Below are 16,461 nucleotides of genomic sequence, written 5' to 3'. Positions count from 1 at the left end.
GCTGTTTATGTTCGTCCTATTCGAGTACTTTATTTAAGTGCTTCCTATTTGAGTATACAGCAGAGTGCAGTGCGCTGACTTAGACGAAGTCGGTCTCAAAAGGCAGCATGATAGACCTTCTGGTTAAATGCTTTGCTTAGTGGATCAATAACCCTTTTAGCATTTAGTCCTTAACCGTGACTAACCCTTCCATTTCGCTGCTGTGTAACACGCCATCGCGGGCATTTTGGGTAATATCCAGCGTTAAACGCTGCATCTGTAGCTCAAGCTCACTTTTAATATCAACGAGTAATACTTGAGTATCGATCTTAGGTTCGTTTGTACTTATATGCTGCGGCTCAGGTAAAGCGGCGGCTGTGTTCGTGAGTGCCACAGCCAGTAGAATGCAGTTCAACATATCAACTCCCTTGTCATGTTTTCAGTGATGGCTAATAAACTGGCGCCAGAATAGGGGAGTTAGATGACCGCTAAGTTACCAAGACACTGCAAAATCATGAATTTGCTTTTTGCTTTCAATCCCAATTCTGGCCAATATGCTTGCGCCTTTTAGCTACAATCCCTTAGAATAAACGCCCTGCTACGCAAGGCGGCTAAGACTCCTGTACTGTCTTAACCTAGCGAGCATTTCTCTTACATTAACTAAAACCAAGTGGCCCTACGTGTGGGTCACCACTGGAAAGGACATTTCATGCCTGTAATTACACTTCCCGATGGTAGCAAACGCGAGTTTGCTCATGCTGTATCGACCCTCGATGTTGCCGCCGATATTGGCCCAGGTTTAGCGAAAGCTTGTATCGCTGGCCGTGTTAATGGCGAATTAAAAGATGCTTGCGATCTCATTGAAACCGATGCAGAGCTATCAATCATTACCGCCAAAGACGAAGAAGGTGTTGAAATTCTTCGCCATTCTTGCGCACATTTATTAGGTCACGCGATTAAGCAAATGTGGCCAGAAACCAAGATGGCGATTGGTCCAGTTATCGATAACGGCTTCTACTATGATATCGACCTTGAGCACAAGTTGACTCAAGATGACATCGACGCCTTAGAAAAGCGCATGCTTCAACTGGCAAAAACTAACTATGACGTTGTAAAACGTGTGGTTAGCTGGCAAGAAGCGCGCGATACATTCGCTGCGCGCGGCGAAGATTATAAGATTGCCATTCTGGATGAGAACATCAGCAAAGACGCGACGCCTGCGCTGTATCATCACGAAGAATACACAGACATGTGTCGTGGACCGCACGTGCCTAACATGCGTTTCTGCCAACATTTCAAATTAATGAGCATTGCTGGCGCTTACTGGCGTGGCAACTCAGAAAACAAGATGTTGCAACGTATCTATGGTACTGCTTGGGCTGACAAAAAAGCCTTGAGCACACACTTAACCCGTCTTGAAGAAGCGGCTAAGCGTGACCACCGTAAAATCGGTAAGCAGCTCGACTTGTATCACATGCAAGAAGAAGCACCGGGTATGGTGTTCTGGCATAACGACGGTTGGAGCATCTTCCTCGAATTAGAAAGATTCATTCGCCGTAAGTTAAACCAATACACTTACCAAGAAGTGAAAGGCCCATTAATGATGGACCGCGTGTTGTGGGAACGTTCTGGTCACTGGGATAAATACTCAGAAGCCATGTTCACGACCAGCAGTGAAAACCGCGAATATGCTATCAAGCCAATGAACTGCCCAGGCCACGTGCAGATCTTCAACCAAGGGTTGAAATCTTACCGCGACCTGCCATTACGTATGGCTGAGTTTGGTTGCTGTCACCGTAATGAACCTTCTGGTTCGTTACACGGATTAATGCGCGTACGTGGCTTTACCCAAGACGACGCCCATATTTTCTGTACTGACAGCCAAGTTCAAGAGGAAGTGAGTGCTTGTATCCAGATGGTTTACGATACATACGCCACCTTCGGCTTTGAAAATATCGTGGTGAAACTGTCGACTCGCCCAGAAAAACGTATCGGTGACGATGCGATGTGGGACAGAGCGGAAGAAGCGCTTAAGCAAGCTCTGCGTGACAATAATATTGAATTCACCATTTTGCCGGGTGAAGGCGCGTTCTACGGACCAAAAATCGAATTTACTTTACACGATTGTTTGGACCGTGCGTGGCAATGTGGTACTGTGCAGCTCGATTATGCGTTGCCAAGCCGTCTTGGTGCAACTTACGTTGCCGAAGATAATAGCCGTCAGACCCCAGTGATGATCCATCGTGCCATTTTAGGCTCTTTGGAACGATTCTTGGGTATCTTGATAGAAGAATATGCAGGACGTTTCCCAACTTGGTTAGCCCCAATGCAAGTTGTCGTGATGAATATCACCGATAAACAGGCTGATTATGTTGAAGAAGTCGTAAAATTCTTCAAAGAACAAGGTATTCGAGCGTCTTTTGACTTGAGGAATGAGAAAATAGGCTTTAAAATACGCGAGCACACCTTAAGGCGTGTCCCTTATTTGTTGGTCGTTGGCGATCAAGAAATGGAAAATAAGGAAGTAGCGGTGCGTACCCGTGATGGTATCGATTTAGGTAAGATGCGACTTGAAGATTTCGCCACTAAAATCCATCAACAGATTTCGCTCCGTAGTCTCAAATTGTTGGAGGAATAGGTCATAAAGATCAAAAAAACAGCAGGGCGTCAGCCGGCCCCTAATAGAATCAATGAAGAAATCACAGGCGTACCAGAAGTACGTTTAACAGGCATTGATGGTGAAGCTATTGGTGTGGTAAGCATCAGAGATGCTCAGAATTTGGCAGATGAAGCAGGTGTAGACCTAGTAGAAATCAGCCCAAATGCTGAACCTCCAGTATGTCGCATTATGGACTACGGTAAGTTCCTTTTTGATAAGGCTAAGTCAGCCAAGGAACAAAAGAAGAAGCAAAAGCAGGTTCAGGTTAAGGAAATTAAATTCCGTCCTGGAACTGACGAAAACGACTATCAGGTAAAACTACGCAACCTGATACGTTTTCTGGAAGACGGGGACAAAGCGAAGATTACGCTTCGTTTCCGAGGTCGCGAAATGGCACACCAAAACCTAGGTATGGATCTATTGAACCGTATCAAGGCTGATTTGGACGAGTATGCGGTTGTTGAATCTTTCCCGAAAATGGAAGGTCGACAAGCAATTATGGTGCTAGCGCCTAAAAAGAAATAAGTAGGGCAAAACTTAAAGTAGCGAAGGTCTATGGCCTTTGCTCGCCTTGCTTTTTATTAAACATCCCAATGCGGAGTTTTAGAAATGCCTAAAATGAAAACAGACAAGGGTGTAGCGAAGCGTTTTAAGAAAACCGCTAATGGTTTCAAGCGCAAGCAAGCACACTTACGTCACATTTTGACGAAAAAAAGCACTAAACGTAAACGTCATTTACGTGCTAAATGTTTAGTTGCAAAAGCTGACGTTCCAGCAATCGCGCGTCAATTACCTTACGCTTAATTTAGGAGATTAGAAAATGCCAAGAGTTAAGCGTGGTGTAACCGCTCGTGCTCGTCACAAGAAAGTTTTAAAACTGGCTAAAGGTTATTATGGCGCTCGTAGCCGTACTTACCGTGTTGCTGTTCAAGCAGTAACTAAAGCTGGTCAATATGCTTACCGTGACCGTCGTCAGAAAAAACGTCAATTCCGTCAACTTTGGATTGCACGTATTAATGCTGCTGCTCGTCAAAATGGTCTGTCTTACAGCCGTTTCATCAACGGTCTGAAAAAGGCGTCTATCGAAATCGATCGTAAGATTTTGGCTGACATCGCTGTATTCGATAAAGTTGTATTTGCAACTTTAGTTGAAAAAGCAAAAGAAGCGTTAAACTAAGAAATTAGTTTGTTGCTGTAGAGAAGGGACCATTTGGTCCCTTTTTTTATGTGTCATTTTTAGCTAAAAAAATAGCAGGCCAAGCCTGCTATTCGTTGAAAAAAGTTTAGAGTTTAATTACTTTTTAGCGTCTAAATAACGCTCTGCATCGAGTGCGGCCATACAGCCTGTGCCCGCAGAAGTAATCGCTTGACGATAATGTTGGTCCATCACATCACCACAAGCATAAACACCTTCGATACTGGTTTGCGTGGCGTTACCTTGCAAACCGCTTTGTACTTTTAAATAACCGTGGTTCATTTCCAACTGGCCTTCAAAAATACCGGTATTAGGGCTGTGACCAATCGCGACGAACACTCCAGCAACGGCTAAGTCGGTAATTGAGCCATCTTTAGTGCTCTTCATCTTAAGGCCTGTCACACCCATAGCATCACCAACCACTTCATCCATGGTTTGATCTAAATGAAGGATGATGTTGCCATTGGCGACTTTGTCCATCAGACGGTCGATTAAGATTTTTTCTGAGCGGAAGGTGTCACGACGGTGGATCAAATGCACTTCAGCGGCAATATTGCTTAAGTACAATGCTTCTTCAACGGCAGTGTTACCGCCACCGATCACAGCGACTTTTTGATTGCGATAGAAGAAACCATCACAGGTCGCACAGGCTGATACGCCACGGCCCTTGAATGCTTCTTCTGACTCTAATCCTAAGTAACGGGCAGAAGCGCCAGTTGCGATGATCAACGCATCACAGGTGTACTCGCCGTTATCGCCTTTCAAACGGAAAGGGCGCTCAGTTAGAGTCACTTCGTTGATGTGATCGAACAAGATTTCAGTATCGAACTTTTCTGCATGCTTTTGCATACGTTCCATTAACGCTGGACCCGTTAAGTCATCCGCGTCACCTGGCCAGTTTTCAACTTCAGTCGTAGTGGTCAATTGACCACCTTGCTGCATACCTGTGATCATCACAGGTTTTAAATTCGCACGCGCAGCATAAACAGCTGCGGTATATCCTGCTGGGCCTGAACCCAAAATCAATAAGTTACAATGTCTGATCTGGCTCATGTTTATCTCCGTGCCTTTAGCAAATTGCAAGGATTGTAGGGAATTTACCTGTGGGGGTAAAGTGTTGAAGGGTGATTCTTTTAGATTGCGCTAATCGAGTCAGTGCGCTTTGGTATTCAGAGTGTCAGTTTAACTTTACTACGGTGAATTAAATGGCTTAGGCGGGCATGACGAGTGAAAGCACCAGACATGTTGATAAACGGGATGTTATCAATTCGCATGCTTTAATTTCAGTTCAGCCAATAAAAAATCGGCTTCAACAGGGTTGAGGCCGATTTGGATCATTTGCTAGGTAAATCAAACGCAATATTACATCGAAAGCTTAAGCTAATTAAACGCTTATGCCAATAATGCAACTGGAGAGGTGAACGCTAGATTCAGGGCGTGAGCCACTTCCTTACAGACCACTTTACCGTGCATCACGTTTAAGCCATTGAGTAAGTGCTTGTCTTGCAACAGCGCTTCTTTATAGCCTAAGTTAGCTAACTTAAGAATATACGGTAGCGTTGCATTATTTAGTGCGAAAGTTGAAGTGCGAGCAACCGCACCTGGCATGTTTGCCACGCAATAATGCACAACATCGTCAACGATATAAGTCGGATCTTGGTGAGTGGTTGCGTGTGAAGTTTCAACACAGCCGCCTTGATCGATTGCTACGTCAACGATAGCACTGCCCGGCTTCATACGTGAAATCATGCTACGGGTAACCAATTTAGGTGCCGCAGCACCTGGGATCAGTACGCCACCGATCACAAGATCGGCTTCAATAACATGACGTTCAATCGCATCAGCAGTAGAGTAAATGGCTTTTACGGCAGAGCCGAATTGCACATTTAAGCGACGCAGTGCATCAATGCTACGGTCAAGTACAACCACATCTGCACCCATGCCAACCGCCATTTGTGCAGCGTTAGTACCGACCATACCGCCGCCAATGATCACGACTTTAGCAGGTTCAACACCTGGAACGCCGCCCAGTAACATACCGCGACCACCAGAAGATTTCTCTAATGCCATAGCGCCAGCTTGGATTGACATACGGCCAGCAACTTCTGACATTGGGGCAAGTAGGGGCAGGCCACCACGGTCGTCAGTCACAGTTTCGTAAGCGATACATACGGCACCACTTTTAATTAAATCTTCAGTTTGCGGTAAATCTGGCGCAAGATGCAGATAAGTAAATAAAATCTGATCGTGACGCAACATAGCGCGTTCAACTGCTTGAGGCTCTTTTACTTTTACAATCATCTGCGCTTTAGCGAAAACTTCAGCTGCAGTCGCTAAAATTGTGGCGCCAGCATCAATATAATCTTGATCTGAAAAACCGATACCTGTGCCAGCATTTGTTTCTACAAAAACTTCGTGACCTTTGATCGCTAACTCGCGAACGCTAGAAGGAACCATACCGACACGATATTCGTGGTTTTTAATTTCCTTGGGAACACCAATAATCATCTTTGAGCCTCAATTGCCTGAAAACCCACTTTTAATGGGCATAATTGTTATTTTATCGTGACCTGAACGTGATTAATTCAGGGATATCTAGTATAGTATCGGCGACGCAGTTTATGCTGCTGAACTTTCGGCATACGTAGAATAAAATGTTGTTTTAGTGATAAAGCAAGGTTAAATAAATGGCATATAATAAAAAGAGTCCTGTAAAAGACTTGGATCGCATCGATCGCAACATTCTTAACGAATTACAACTTGATGGCCGCATTTCTAATGTGGAATTATCAAAAAGAGTCGGACTTAGTCCAACTCCGTGTTTAGAAAGAGTGAAACGACTCGAAAAGCAAGGTTATATCAATGGCTATACCGCATTGGTCAATCCTCATTTCCTGGGTGCATCCCTACTGGTATTCGTGGAAATCACCTTAAGCCGTGATACTCCCGAAGTGTTTGATAAGTTTAACCGTGCAGTGCAGTTACTCGACGACATTCAAGAATGTCATCTGGTTTCAGGCGATTTTGACTACTTACTGAAAACTCGTGTTTCAGATATGTCGGCTTATCGTCGCTTGTTAGGTGAAACCTTGTTGAAATTACCTTCTGTTTCCGACACGCGGACTTATGTCGTGATGGAAGAGGTTAAACACACCAGTCGCGTAGCGATAAATCATCTACTCTCAGATATCTAAATTACCCTGATTGTTTGGTTTTACAATAAGGGGCTTAGGCCCCTTATTTATTGTTTAAGTCAGCACAACTATCCCGTTTAACACCTACGACGACTAACCTTGTTATAGCCCTTAAGTTCGCCAACTTAGGGGCTTATTTTTGTGGCATTTTTAAGCAGAGTTGTTAACGGAAGTGTTTGTGTAATAACTCATTCCTCTCCAAAAGCACACTTAAACACCCCAATAGGTTAATTTTTGCCAATCATGGCCAATTCTGCACAGAAAAACAGGCTAATGTGCTCCACATTTAGTGGGATTCTGGTATCGTTAGGCCACCTGTTTTCACTTTTTATGGATTACGTCGTTTGTCTCAAGGAAATAGTGTACGCACGCTCACTGGCCTGCAACGTCTGCTGGAAGGCGGACTCATCATTTGTTGTGTCCTCGCCACTTATATTTTGCTCGCATTGACGAGTTTTAGTCCGTCTGATCCTGGTTGGAGTCAGTCGCATTTTCAAGGCGATATTAAAAACTGGACCGGAGCAGTAGGGGCTTGGATAGCCGATATTCTGTTATATTTCTTCGGCGTCACGGCTTACATCATGCCAATCATTGTTGCGTCGACCGGCTGGCTGCTGTTCAAACGCGCCCATCATTTGCTCGAAGTTGATTACTTTTCAGTGGCCCTGAGATTGATTGGATTTTTACTGATCATCCTTGGGTTTTCTGCGCTGGCGAGTATGAACGCCAACAATATCTACGAGTTTTCGGCAGGCGGGGTGGCGGGCGATGTGATCGGCCAAGCCATGCTGCCGTATTTTAATAAACTCGGCACCACCTTATTGCTGCTGTGCTTCTTAGGTTCTGGCTTTACCCTGTTGACGGGGATCAGCTGGCTGACCGTGGTCGAGAAAATCGGCTTAATCTCTATTTGGATTTATAAGAAACTTAAATTATTACCGCAAGCGATGAAACGTGAGCGTGAAACCGAAGATACCCGTGGTTTTATGTCTGTGGTCGACAAGTTTAAACAGCGCCGCGAATCACAATACGTGCTTGAAAAGCCGCCAGTCGTTGCCACGCCAAAGGTGCGTGAACGTCATATTGGCCGCAGAGCCGAAATAACTCCAACCCTGTCTACTGCCGCAGATGAAGGGTTTATTACCGAAAGCATCAATACTGAAGAAGCTGCGCCGCAAAAAAACAAGCTATCGGCACTCGCAAAAATTTTGAGTTTGAATGGCAGTAAAAGCAAAAATACACAAAGGGTTGAACCTCAAATCGATCATGATGATTTGGCCGCCCATGGCAATTTTGAAGCGCCGCCTTGGTTAACCGAAGCCCAAGATGCAAGACATGATGAACAAGAAAGCGCCGATTTCAATTCGCAGGCATTCGATCACGACGACAATGAGCCAGTTTTTAACAGCCAAAACTTTGCGGAAGATGATGATGAAAGCTTAGGCTTTACCGATGATGACGTCATTGATTTTGATACAAAAGCCTCAACGGGCGCTGTGAATCAAGCCCAGCGTAAGCAGCAAGATCAAAAAGCGAAAATTGTGGATGGCATAGTGGTGCTACCCGGGCAAGATGATAAACCCGCACCGAAAAAGCCCATGGACCCCTTACCAAGTATCAATTTGCTTGATGTGCCAGATCGTAAGAAAAACCCGATTAGCCCTGAAGAGTTAGATCAAGTCGCTCGTCTAGTTGAAGTGAAGTTGGCCGATTTCAACATTATCGCCAATGTGGTGGGTGTGTACCCAGGGCCTGTGATCACCCGCTTCGAATTGGAATTAGCGCCTGGCGTTAAAGCGTCAAAAATCTCTAATCTGTCAAAGGATTTAGCCCGTTCACTGCTAGCTGAAAGTGTGCGCGTGGTTGAAGTTATTCCGGGTAAGGCTTATGTCGGACTCGAATTGCCGAATAAATTCCGTGAAACCGTGTTTATGCGCGATGTGTTAGATTGCGCCGCCTTTACCGACAGTAAATCCAATTTAACTATGGTGTTAGGCCAAGATATCGCCGGCGATCCAGTCGTGGTCGACCTGGGAAAAATGCCGCATTTGTTAGTTGCGGGTACCACAGGTTCGGGTAAGTCAGTGGGCGTAAACGTGATGATCACCAGCTTACTGTATAAGTCGGGCCCAGAAGATGTGCGCTTTATCATGATCGATCCCAAAATGTTGGAATTGTCTGTCTATGAAGGTATTCCGCATTTGCTCTGTGAAGTCGTCACCGACATGAAAGAAGCCGCCAATGCACTGCGCTGGTGTGTGGGCGAGATGGAACGTCGCTACAAGCTAATGTCTATGATGGGTGTGCGTAATATTAAGGGCTATAACGCCAAAATTGCCGAGGCGAAAGCCAATGGCGAAGTGATTTTAGATCCTATGTGGAAGTCATCCGACAGTATGGAGCCTGAAGCGCCTGCGTTAGATAAGCTGCCATCGATTGTTGTCGTGGTCGATGAATTTGCCGACATGATGATGATTGTCGGTAAAAAAGTGGAAGAGTTGATTGCCCGTATCGCGCAAAAGGCCCGTGCAGCAGGCATACATTTGATTCTGGCAACCCAAAGACCGTCAGTGGATGTGATTACTGGCTTGATTAAAGCCAACATTCCGACACGTATGGCATTCCAAGTGTCATCGCGTATCGATTCGCGCACCATTTTAGACCAACAGGGTGCTGAAACCTTGCTCGGTATGGGGGATATGTTATTCCTGCCACCGGGTACTGCAGTTCCAAACCGTGTCCATGGTGCCTTTGTTGATGACCATGAAGTTCACCGCGTCGTTGCCGATTGGTGCGCCCGTGGTAAACCGCAATATATCGATGAAATTCTCAATGGTGCCAGCGATGGCGAGCAAGTCTTACTTCCGGGTGAAACTGCAGAAACCGATGAAGAATATGATCCACTCTACGATGAAGCCGTCGCCTTTGTGACCGAAACCCGTCGCGGCTCGATTTCAAGCGTACAGCGTAAATTTAAGATTGGTTATAACCGTGCAGCGCGCATTATCGAACAGATGGAAGCCCAAGGTATCGTTTCGGCTCAAGGCCACAACGGTAACCGTGAGGTCTTAGCGCCGCCGGCACCAAAACATTATTAAGCCGCGCTGAGGCGTGGCTTTGATACACCCAAGGGTTTTACAGGGTAAGGAATAAAATGAAAAAACGATTATGCGCTGTGTTGTTAGCTTCACCTTTGCTATTTAGCGCGGCCGTGTTTGCCGATGATGCGCAGCAGCTCAGAGACAAACTGATTGGTACTGCATCACTAAAAGCCGATTTCAAACAAACCGTCACTGACGTCAATAAAAAGGTCATTCAGACGGGTTCTGGTATTTTTGCCTTGGCGTATCCAAATCAGTTTTATTGGCATTTAACTCAGCCCGATGAATCGCAAATTGTCGCCGATGGTAAAGATTTATGGATCTACAATCCCTTCGCCGAAGAAGTGGTCATCATGGATTTTGCTGAAGCCATTAATGCTTCGCCTATAGCCTTGTTAGTCCACCGCGACGATGCCACTTGGTCACAGTATTCAGTCACTAAGCAACAAGACTGCTATGAGATCAAACCTAAGGCGATTGATTCGGGCATATTGTCTGTCAAGGTGTGTTTCAAAAATGCCCAGTTAGCCAATTTTAATGTTGCCGATGACAAAGGTAATTTGAGCCAATTTGATTTGAGCAATCAGCAAGCGATTACCGATAAAGACAAAGCGCTGTTCAGCTTTGTGCTGCCTGACAATGTCGATGTTGATGATCAACGTCGTAAAACAGCGCACTAGGCGATAGCGTGAGCAGTTTATCCTTTAATTTCGCCCCCGACTTTCGTCCCTTGGCCGCACGTATGCGGCCAAGAACGATCGCCGAGTACATAGGTCAAGCCCATTTACTGGGTGAAGGCCAGCCGCTACGCAAAGCATTGGAAGCGGGACGCGCCCATTCCATGATGTTGTGGGGGCCGCCGGGCACAGGTAAAACGACCTTAGCCGAATTAATCGCACATTATTCAAATGCGCACGTTGAACGCATCTCTGCGGTCACCTCTGGCGTCAAAGATATTCGCGCGGCGATTGAGCAAGCGAAAGCCGTGGCTGAATCCCGTGGTCAACGCACGTTATTGTTTGTCGATGAAGTCCACCGATTCAATAAGAGCCAGCAGGATGCCTTTCTGCCATTTATTGAAGATGGCACTGTGATTTTTATCGGTGCGACCACTGAAAACCCGTCATTTGAAATCAACAATGCCTTGCTCTCGCGGGCACGGGTTTATCTTATCAAGCGCTTAAGCCATGATGAGATAGCCCACATAGTGACTCAAGCCTTAAGCGATACCGAGCGTGGCTTAGGCCAACGCCAATTTGTGATGCCAACCGATGTGCTCACCACATTGGCACAACTTTGTGATGGTGATGCCCGTAAAGCCTTAAATCTTATTGAGTTGATGAGTGATATGCTCATCGACGGTGGCACCTTTACCACTGATATGTTGATCCAAGTGGCGGGGCACCAAGTTGCCGGATTCGATAAAAATGGCGATCAGTTTTACGATTTAATCTCAGCCGTCCATAAATCAATTCGCGGTTCAGCACCCGATGCGGCGCTGTATTGGTTTTGTCGAATATTAGAAGGCGGCGGCGATCCGCTGTATGTCGCAAGGCGCTTACTGGCGATTGCCTCTGAAGATGTCGGCAATGCCGATCCTGCGGCGATGACCATCGCGCTTAATGCTTGGGATTGTTTTCACCGTGTTGGACCAGCCGAAGGTGAACGAGCAATAGCACAAGCCATTGTTTATCTTGCCAGCGCGCCTAAGAGTAACGCTGTCTATACCGCATTTAAGGCCGCCCGTGAGTTAGCTCGCGATACTGGGCAAGTCGAAGTGCCGCACCATTTACGCAATGCACCGACTCAGTTAATGAAAGACATTGGCATGGGAGCAGGGTATCGATATGCCCATGATGAAGCCAATGCCTATGCCAGTGGTGAAAATTATTTCCCCGAATCCCTGCAAACAGCGCAGTTTTATTTTCCGACTGAGCGAGGGTTCGAGAAGCGAATCAAAGATAAGTTGGCGCAATTAGCCCAGTTAGATCAAGCCAGCGAGCACAAAAGATATGAATAATCTCTTACTTGTGGCGCTAGGTGGTTCAATTGGGGCTGTTTTTCGCTATCTTATTTCAATATTCATGATCCAAGTATTTGGCAGCAGTTTTCCTTTTGGTACACTGTTGGTTAATGTCCTCGGTTCATTTTTAATGGGCGTAATTTACGCACTGGGGCAAATGAGTCATATCAGCCCAGAACTCAAAGCGCTGATCGGTATCGGCCTGTTGGGCGCTTTGACAACGTTTTCGACTTTCTCTAATGAAACCTTATTGCTGCTGCAAGAAGGGGATTGGCTGAAGGCGACTTTGAATGTGGTGTTGAATCTAAGTCTATGTTTATTCATGGTGTACTTAGGTCAGCAACTGGTTTTTTCTCGCATTTAACTATTAAGAATATATCACATGTTAGATCCTAAATTTTTGCGCAACGAATTAGAAGTTACCGCTGAGCGACTGGCCACCCGTGGCTTTATTTTAGACATAGCTCACCTCACTCAATTAGAAGAAAAGCGTAAGTCACTGCAAGTGGCTACCGAAGAATTACAAGCGTCGCGTAATGCCATCTCCAAATCCATTGGCCAAGCTAAAGCCCGTGGTGAAGATGTTGAAGCGATCATGGCGCAAGTGGGCGATTTAGGTTCACAGCTGGATGCCAGAAAGATTGAACTGGCGGCCGTGCTTGAAGAAGTCAATGCCATTGCCATGTCGATGCCCAACCTGCCAGACGAATCCGCGCCAATCGGTGCCGATGAAACGGAGAACGTTGAAGTTCGTCGCTGGGGCACGCCACGCACGTTTGATTTCCCAATTAAAGATCATATCGATTTAGGCGAAGGCCTAAACGGTTTAGATTTTAAAAATGCAGTGAAAATCACTGGCTCACGTTTTATCGTAATGAAAGGTCAAGTTGCCCGCTTAAACCGCGCCATTGGTCAGTTCATGCTGGACTTGCACACCACAGAGCACGGTTATACCGAAGCCTATGTGCCGTTACTGGTTAACGAAGCAAGTTTGCTGGGCACAGGTCAACTGCCTAAGTTTGGTGAAGACTTGTTCCACACTAAACCTGCCACCGAAGAAGGCCAAGGCTTAAGCTTGATCCCAACGGCCGAAGTGCCATTAACCAACTTAGTGCGCGATAGCATTGTTGATGAAGACGAGCTGCCGATTAAGTTAACGGCGCATACCGCGTGTTTCCGCAGCGAAGCGGGCTCATACGGCAAAGACACTCGCGGTCTGATCCGTCAGCATCAGTTCGATAAAGTTGAAATGGTGCAAATCGTTAAGCCGGAAGATTCAATGGCGGCGCTCGAAGCGCTAACAGGTCATGCTGAAACGGTATTGCAACGTTTAGGTCTGCCATACCGTACTGTGATTTTATGTACTGGTGATATGGGCTTTGGCTCAAGCAAAACCTACGACATCGAAGTCTGGTTACCGGCACAAAACACTTATCGTGAAATTTCTTCTTGCTCAAACATGAAGGATTTCCAAGCCCGTCGTATGCAAGCGCGCTACCGCGTGAAAGCTGATAATAAGCCCGCGTTACTGCATACTTTAAACGGTTCAGGTTTAGCTGTGGGTCGTACCTTAGTGGCTATTTTAGAAAACTATCAAAATGCCGATGGCAGTATCACAATCCCTGAAGTGCTGCGTCCCTACATGGGCGGCTTGACTCAAATAGGCTAATGGAACGCAAGATAATACTATGGATAAAGGCCAGCGCTATCTCCGTTGGCTTTCCTATACCGCTGTCATTGCAGTATTTTTTGCGGTGATGTTGGCGACCATAGGCAAAGCCGTCTGGGTTGTGTTAGAAAACGTCAAATAACCCTATTAACTTTGTTCAAGTAAAAAGAAAGGCATGTTTCCCAAGGGAACATGCCTTTTTGTTTGTGCCACATTGATGTTCAATGCTCACATTTGACGCTTACGTTCGATATCGAGTTAAGTGTGATGACTTAACCCAATACCATTAAATGCATTTAGCTGGCTTTGGCAGGCCTGCAATTTTTGTCGCTTGTTTTGCTGGGCCAATAGGGAACAAGGTATATAAGTATTTTGAATTGCCTTTGTCTGGACCTAAAGCTTGGCCAATAGCTTTGACTAATACGCGAATAGCAGGGCTCGTTTTGTATTCAAGATAAAAATCGCGAACAAAGTTAATCACTTCCCAATGGGCGGGCGTAAGCACGATTTGCTCTTCTGCCGCCAATAGTAAAGCCATATCTGGTTGCCAATCGTTGAGATCTTTTAAATAACCTTGATGGTCACGGGCGATTTCTGCGCCATTAAATTGCAATGGATTTACCACGTTATCACCTTGTCATGGAGTAATGATTGAGCCACAAATTCATTGTAATCGATAAGCGTCACGTTCTTTAAACGCTCAGATAGGCCGCGAGCGATGACATCGTCTTTTAAGACCATGAGCTTGAAGGGCGATAATGCCATTGCCCATTGACGCAGCAGTAACGCGTTCACGCCATCGCTCGATAGTAGAATCGCATCTTCCTTACAGGCGTAACGTAAGCAGAGTTTCAACGCACTATCTCGGCTGGGAGATGTTTGAATATGATGTAAAATCATCAGAATACTAAGACCTCATCAACCTGTTTTAAATGGGCAGCGATGGCTTCATCGTTGACCACAGTAACAGGAACTGACAGTAAACCATGGCTTAAGCCGTAGTCGGCTAAGGATTGCTTACAGACAAATACCGACTCGATATCATACAGCGGCAGTGCTTTAAAGGTGGAGATGTAATCTTTAGCGCCAATTAGCTCAGGTTGTTGATCTTTAATCAAATGCAGCACACCTTCATCGACAAACACTAAACTCACTTCTTGCTCAAAGCTGGCACTCAGCAGGGCGAGATCTAAACCTTCGCGGCCACGAACAGTACCGTGTGGCGAACAGCGAAATAGGATACACAATTTTTTCATAGTCACCCTGAAAGTTAAAAACTGATCAAACGATCGGCCGATTCAATGCCTGTGACAAGCTCGCCTAAACCGCCCATGATAAATGACTCACCCACATTCCAGTGGCTCAGGCCATTCTCGCTGGCATCTTGCTTACTCACAATCCCACGGCGCAGCGCTGCTGAAACGCAATTAACTAACTGGATCTGATGCGATTGCGCGAGCTGTTTCCAGTCACTGATCACATCGTTTTCATCGGAGGCGGGTAAGCTTAAATCTGTGGAGTTATACACGCCGTCTTGATAAAAAAACACACAGATAATCTGATGCCCAGCCAAAAGTGCCGCTTGGGCAAAGCGTAAGGCGTTAACACTCGCCGACGTGCCATAAGCGGGCCCGTTCACTTGGATAATAAATTTGCTCATTTAAAATAAAAATGGCCCTAAAAGTAGGGCCATTCTAACGCAAGTTAAGCTAAAAATCGCTAACTAGGATTAGTCATCGTTACCTATGCCCATAAGGTGCAATAGCGCGATGAAGAGGTTTAAGAAATCTAAGTATAATGAGATAGTTGCGCGAATGTAGTTCGTCTCGCCGCCGTTCACAATACGGCTAGTATCAAACAGGATAAAACCCGTCATCAATAATGCAATACCAGCGTTAATCGCCATAAAGGCCACGCTGTTACCCATAAAGATATTAATTACGGCAGCGGCAATCACCACAATCAAGCCGGCGAACAAGAATCCTCGTAGGAAAGAGAAATCTTTCTTAGTGGTCACGGCATAGGCTGATAACGCAACGAAAATCACTGACGTTAACCCCAGTGCTTGCATGATCAGCTGCGGGCCGTTTGCCATACCCGCGTAGTGATTCAGCATGTAGCCCAGTGACGCGCCTTCCATACCCGTAAAGGCAAACACCCAGAAGATACCCGCTGCAGATTCAGCTTTACGTAAAGTGACAAATAGCAAGACTAGGCCACCAATGGATAAGCCGATAGACATTAATGGACTGATATTTAATGCCATTGCCAAGCCAGCGCACAGGGCAGAGAAGGCCAATGTCATAGACAACAGCATATAAGTGTTTTTAAGAAGTTTGTTCACTTCCAGTGTTGACGCACTCGTCGAATATAAGGTTTCTTGGGTCATGTTGATCTCCGTTGACACATTTCCGAACTGATCGTTTTGATTTTTTACAGCACACTAAGTTCCCGTAAAATCCTAAAACGAACTTAACTGCATTCATGATACCGTACCTGAGATACGGGTGAAAGTCATAGAACCATGAATAACAAATTGTTAATCTTAAAAATTTTGCCTCGCCACACATATCAATCTTAAGTGCTAAGCGTTTGGCTAAGGTTGGTGCTATCCGTATATTTATCCAATAAGCACATGAAT

19 protein-coding genes are annotated in these 16,461 nt (G+C 45.7%); 11 read left to right on the top strand and 8 right to left on the bottom strand.

The annotated features are described in order from the left end of the window. Positions 1–163: 163 nt before the first annotated feature. Positions 164–397 carry a hypothetical protein gene (locus Q4Q54_RS03920; RefSeq protein ID WP_311987750.1) on the bottom strand — a complete coding sequence of 78 codons (234 nt, stop codon included), beginning with the start codon at positions 395–397 and terminating at the stop codon, positions 164–166. A gap of 291 nt (positions 398–688) precedes the next feature. Between Q4Q54_RS03920 and thrS the strand changes: the two genes are divergently transcribed. The 4 genes from thrS to rplT all read left to right on the top strand — a co-directional run bounded on the left by thrS (position 689) and on the right by rplT (position 3,815). Continuing rightward, positions 689–2,617 carry a threonine--tRNA ligase gene (thrS, locus tag Q4Q54_RS03915; RefSeq protein WP_011846833.1) on the top strand — a complete coding sequence of 643 codons (1,929 nt, stop codon included), beginning with the start codon at positions 689–691 and terminating at the stop codon, positions 2,615–2,617. A 3-nt stretch (positions 2,618–2,620) separates the two neighbouring features. Continuing rightward, a complete protein-coding gene (gene infC / locus Q4Q54_RS03910) occupies positions 2,621–3,163 on the top strand; it encodes a translation initiation factor IF-3 (RefSeq protein WP_012089240.1) in 543 nt (180 codons plus the stop codon). 84 nt (positions 3,164–3,247) lie between these two features. Then, complete coding sequence (gene rpmI, locus Q4Q54_RS03905) at positions 3,248–3,442, top strand: 50S ribosomal protein L35 (protein WP_106650517.1); 195 nt, start codon at positions 3,248–3,250, stop codon at positions 3,440–3,442. Between the two features lie 16 nt (positions 3,443–3,458). Beyond that, positions 3,459–3,815: a 50S ribosomal protein L20 gene (gene rplT / locus Q4Q54_RS03900; protein WP_006081652.1), complete on the top strand. Its 357-nt coding sequence runs from the start codon at positions 3,459–3,461 to the stop codon at positions 3,813–3,815. A gap of 117 nt (positions 3,816–3,932) precedes the next feature. Here rplT and trxB read toward each other — a convergent pair whose 3' ends face one another. Next, on the bottom strand, positions 3,933–4,886 hold the full coding sequence (trxB, locus tag Q4Q54_RS03895) for a thioredoxin-disulfide reductase (protein ID WP_106650516.1): 954 nt from the start codon (positions 4,884–4,886) through the stop codon (positions 3,933–3,935). A gap of 339 nt (positions 4,887–5,225) precedes the next feature. Then, the gene (gene ald / locus Q4Q54_RS03890; RefSeq protein WP_300483231.1) at positions 5,226–6,341 is read right to left on the bottom strand and encodes an alanine dehydrogenase; all 1,116 of its coding nucleotides are present in this window, start codon (positions 6,339–6,341) and stop codon (positions 5,226–5,228) included. A gap of 179 nt (positions 6,342–6,520) precedes the next feature. Here ald and lrp point away from each other — a divergent pair, with 179 nt between their 5' ends. The 7 genes from lrp (at position 6,521) to Q4Q54_RS03855 (ending at position 13,962) form a co-directional block, all read left to right on the top strand. Continuing rightward, a complete protein-coding gene (gene lrp / locus Q4Q54_RS03885) occupies positions 6,521–7,027 on the top strand; it encodes a leucine-responsive transcriptional regulator Lrp (protein WP_006081649.1) in 507 nt (168 codons plus the stop codon). Between the two features lie 344 nt (positions 7,028–7,371). Beyond that, positions 7,372–10,125 carry a DNA translocase FtsK 4TM domain-containing protein gene (locus Q4Q54_RS03880; RefSeq protein ID WP_311899140.1) on the top strand — a complete coding sequence of 918 codons (2,754 nt, stop codon included), beginning with the start codon at positions 7,372–7,374 and terminating at the stop codon, positions 10,123–10,125. Between the two features lie 56 nt (positions 10,126–10,181). Next, positions 10,182–10,808 (top strand): outer membrane lipoprotein chaperone LolA, encoded by a 627-nt coding sequence (gene lolA, locus Q4Q54_RS03875; protein WP_011846837.1) that lies wholly within the window; start codon positions 10,182–10,184, stop codon positions 10,806–10,808. Between the two features lie 8 nt (positions 10,809–10,816). Then, a complete protein-coding gene (locus tag Q4Q54_RS03870; protein WP_107947538.1) occupies positions 10,817–12,148 on the top strand; it encodes a replication-associated recombination protein A in 1,332 nt (443 codons plus the stop codon). After that, positions 12,141–12,515: a fluoride efflux transporter CrcB gene (gene crcB / locus Q4Q54_RS03865; protein ID WP_006081645.1), complete on the top strand. Its 375-nt coding sequence runs from the start codon at positions 12,141–12,143 to the stop codon at positions 12,513–12,515. Before Q4Q54_RS03870 ends, crcB begins: the two co-directional genes overlap by 8 nt. Positions 12,516–12,533: 18 nt before the next feature. Next, positions 12,534–13,820 (top strand): serine--tRNA ligase, encoded by a 1,287-nt coding sequence (gene serS / locus Q4Q54_RS03860; protein ID WP_311899139.1) that lies wholly within the window; start codon positions 12,534–12,536, stop codon positions 13,818–13,820. A gap of 19 nt (positions 13,821–13,839) precedes the next feature. After that, positions 13,840–13,962, top strand: coding sequence for a hypothetical protein (locus tag Q4Q54_RS03855; RefSeq protein ID WP_006081643.1), 123 nt, complete (start codon positions 13,840–13,842; stop codon positions 13,960–13,962). A gap of 144 nt (positions 13,963–14,106) precedes the next feature. Here Q4Q54_RS03855 and Q4Q54_RS03850 read toward each other — a convergent pair whose 3' ends face one another. The 5 genes from Q4Q54_RS03850 to Q4Q54_RS03830 all read right to left on the bottom strand — a co-directional run bounded on the left by Q4Q54_RS03850 (position 14,107) and on the right by Q4Q54_RS03830 (position 16,209). Further along, complete coding sequence (locus Q4Q54_RS03850; RefSeq protein WP_006081642.1) at positions 14,107–14,445, bottom strand: TusE/DsrC/DsvC family sulfur relay protein; 339 nt, start codon at positions 14,443–14,445, stop codon at positions 14,107–14,109. Further along, entirely contained in the window at positions 14,439–14,720 is a 282-nt protein-coding gene (gene tusB, locus Q4Q54_RS03845) for a sulfurtransferase complex subunit TusB (RefSeq protein ID WP_106650510.1), read from the bottom strand. Before tusB ends, Q4Q54_RS03850 begins: the two co-directional genes overlap by 7 nt. Further along, a complete protein-coding gene (tusC, locus tag Q4Q54_RS03840) occupies positions 14,720–15,076 on the bottom strand; it encodes a sulfurtransferase complex subunit TusC (protein WP_063882974.1) in 357 nt (118 codons plus the stop codon). Before tusC ends, tusB begins: the two co-directional genes overlap by 1 nt. Positions 15,077–15,090: 14 nt before the next feature. Continuing rightward, positions 15,091–15,480, bottom strand: coding sequence for a sulfurtransferase complex subunit TusD (gene tusD, locus Q4Q54_RS03835; protein ID WP_311899136.1), 390 nt, complete (start codon positions 15,478–15,480; stop codon positions 15,091–15,093). 69 nt (positions 15,481–15,549) lie between these two features. Then, complete coding sequence (locus Q4Q54_RS03830) at positions 15,550–16,209, bottom strand: Bax inhibitor-1/YccA family protein (protein ID WP_220592966.1); 660 nt, start codon at positions 16,207–16,209, stop codon at positions 15,550–15,552. Positions 16,210–16,461 lie beyond the last annotated feature (252 nt).

The organism is Shewanella sp. SP2S2-4 (genome assembly GCF_031932025.1).
Taxonomy (GTDB): Bacteria; Pseudomonadota; Gammaproteobacteria; order Enterobacterales; family Shewanellaceae; genus Shewanella; species Shewanella baltica.
Note: the sequence above shows the minus strand (reverse complement) of the source record. Positions and strands in the feature narration are given on the sequence as shown.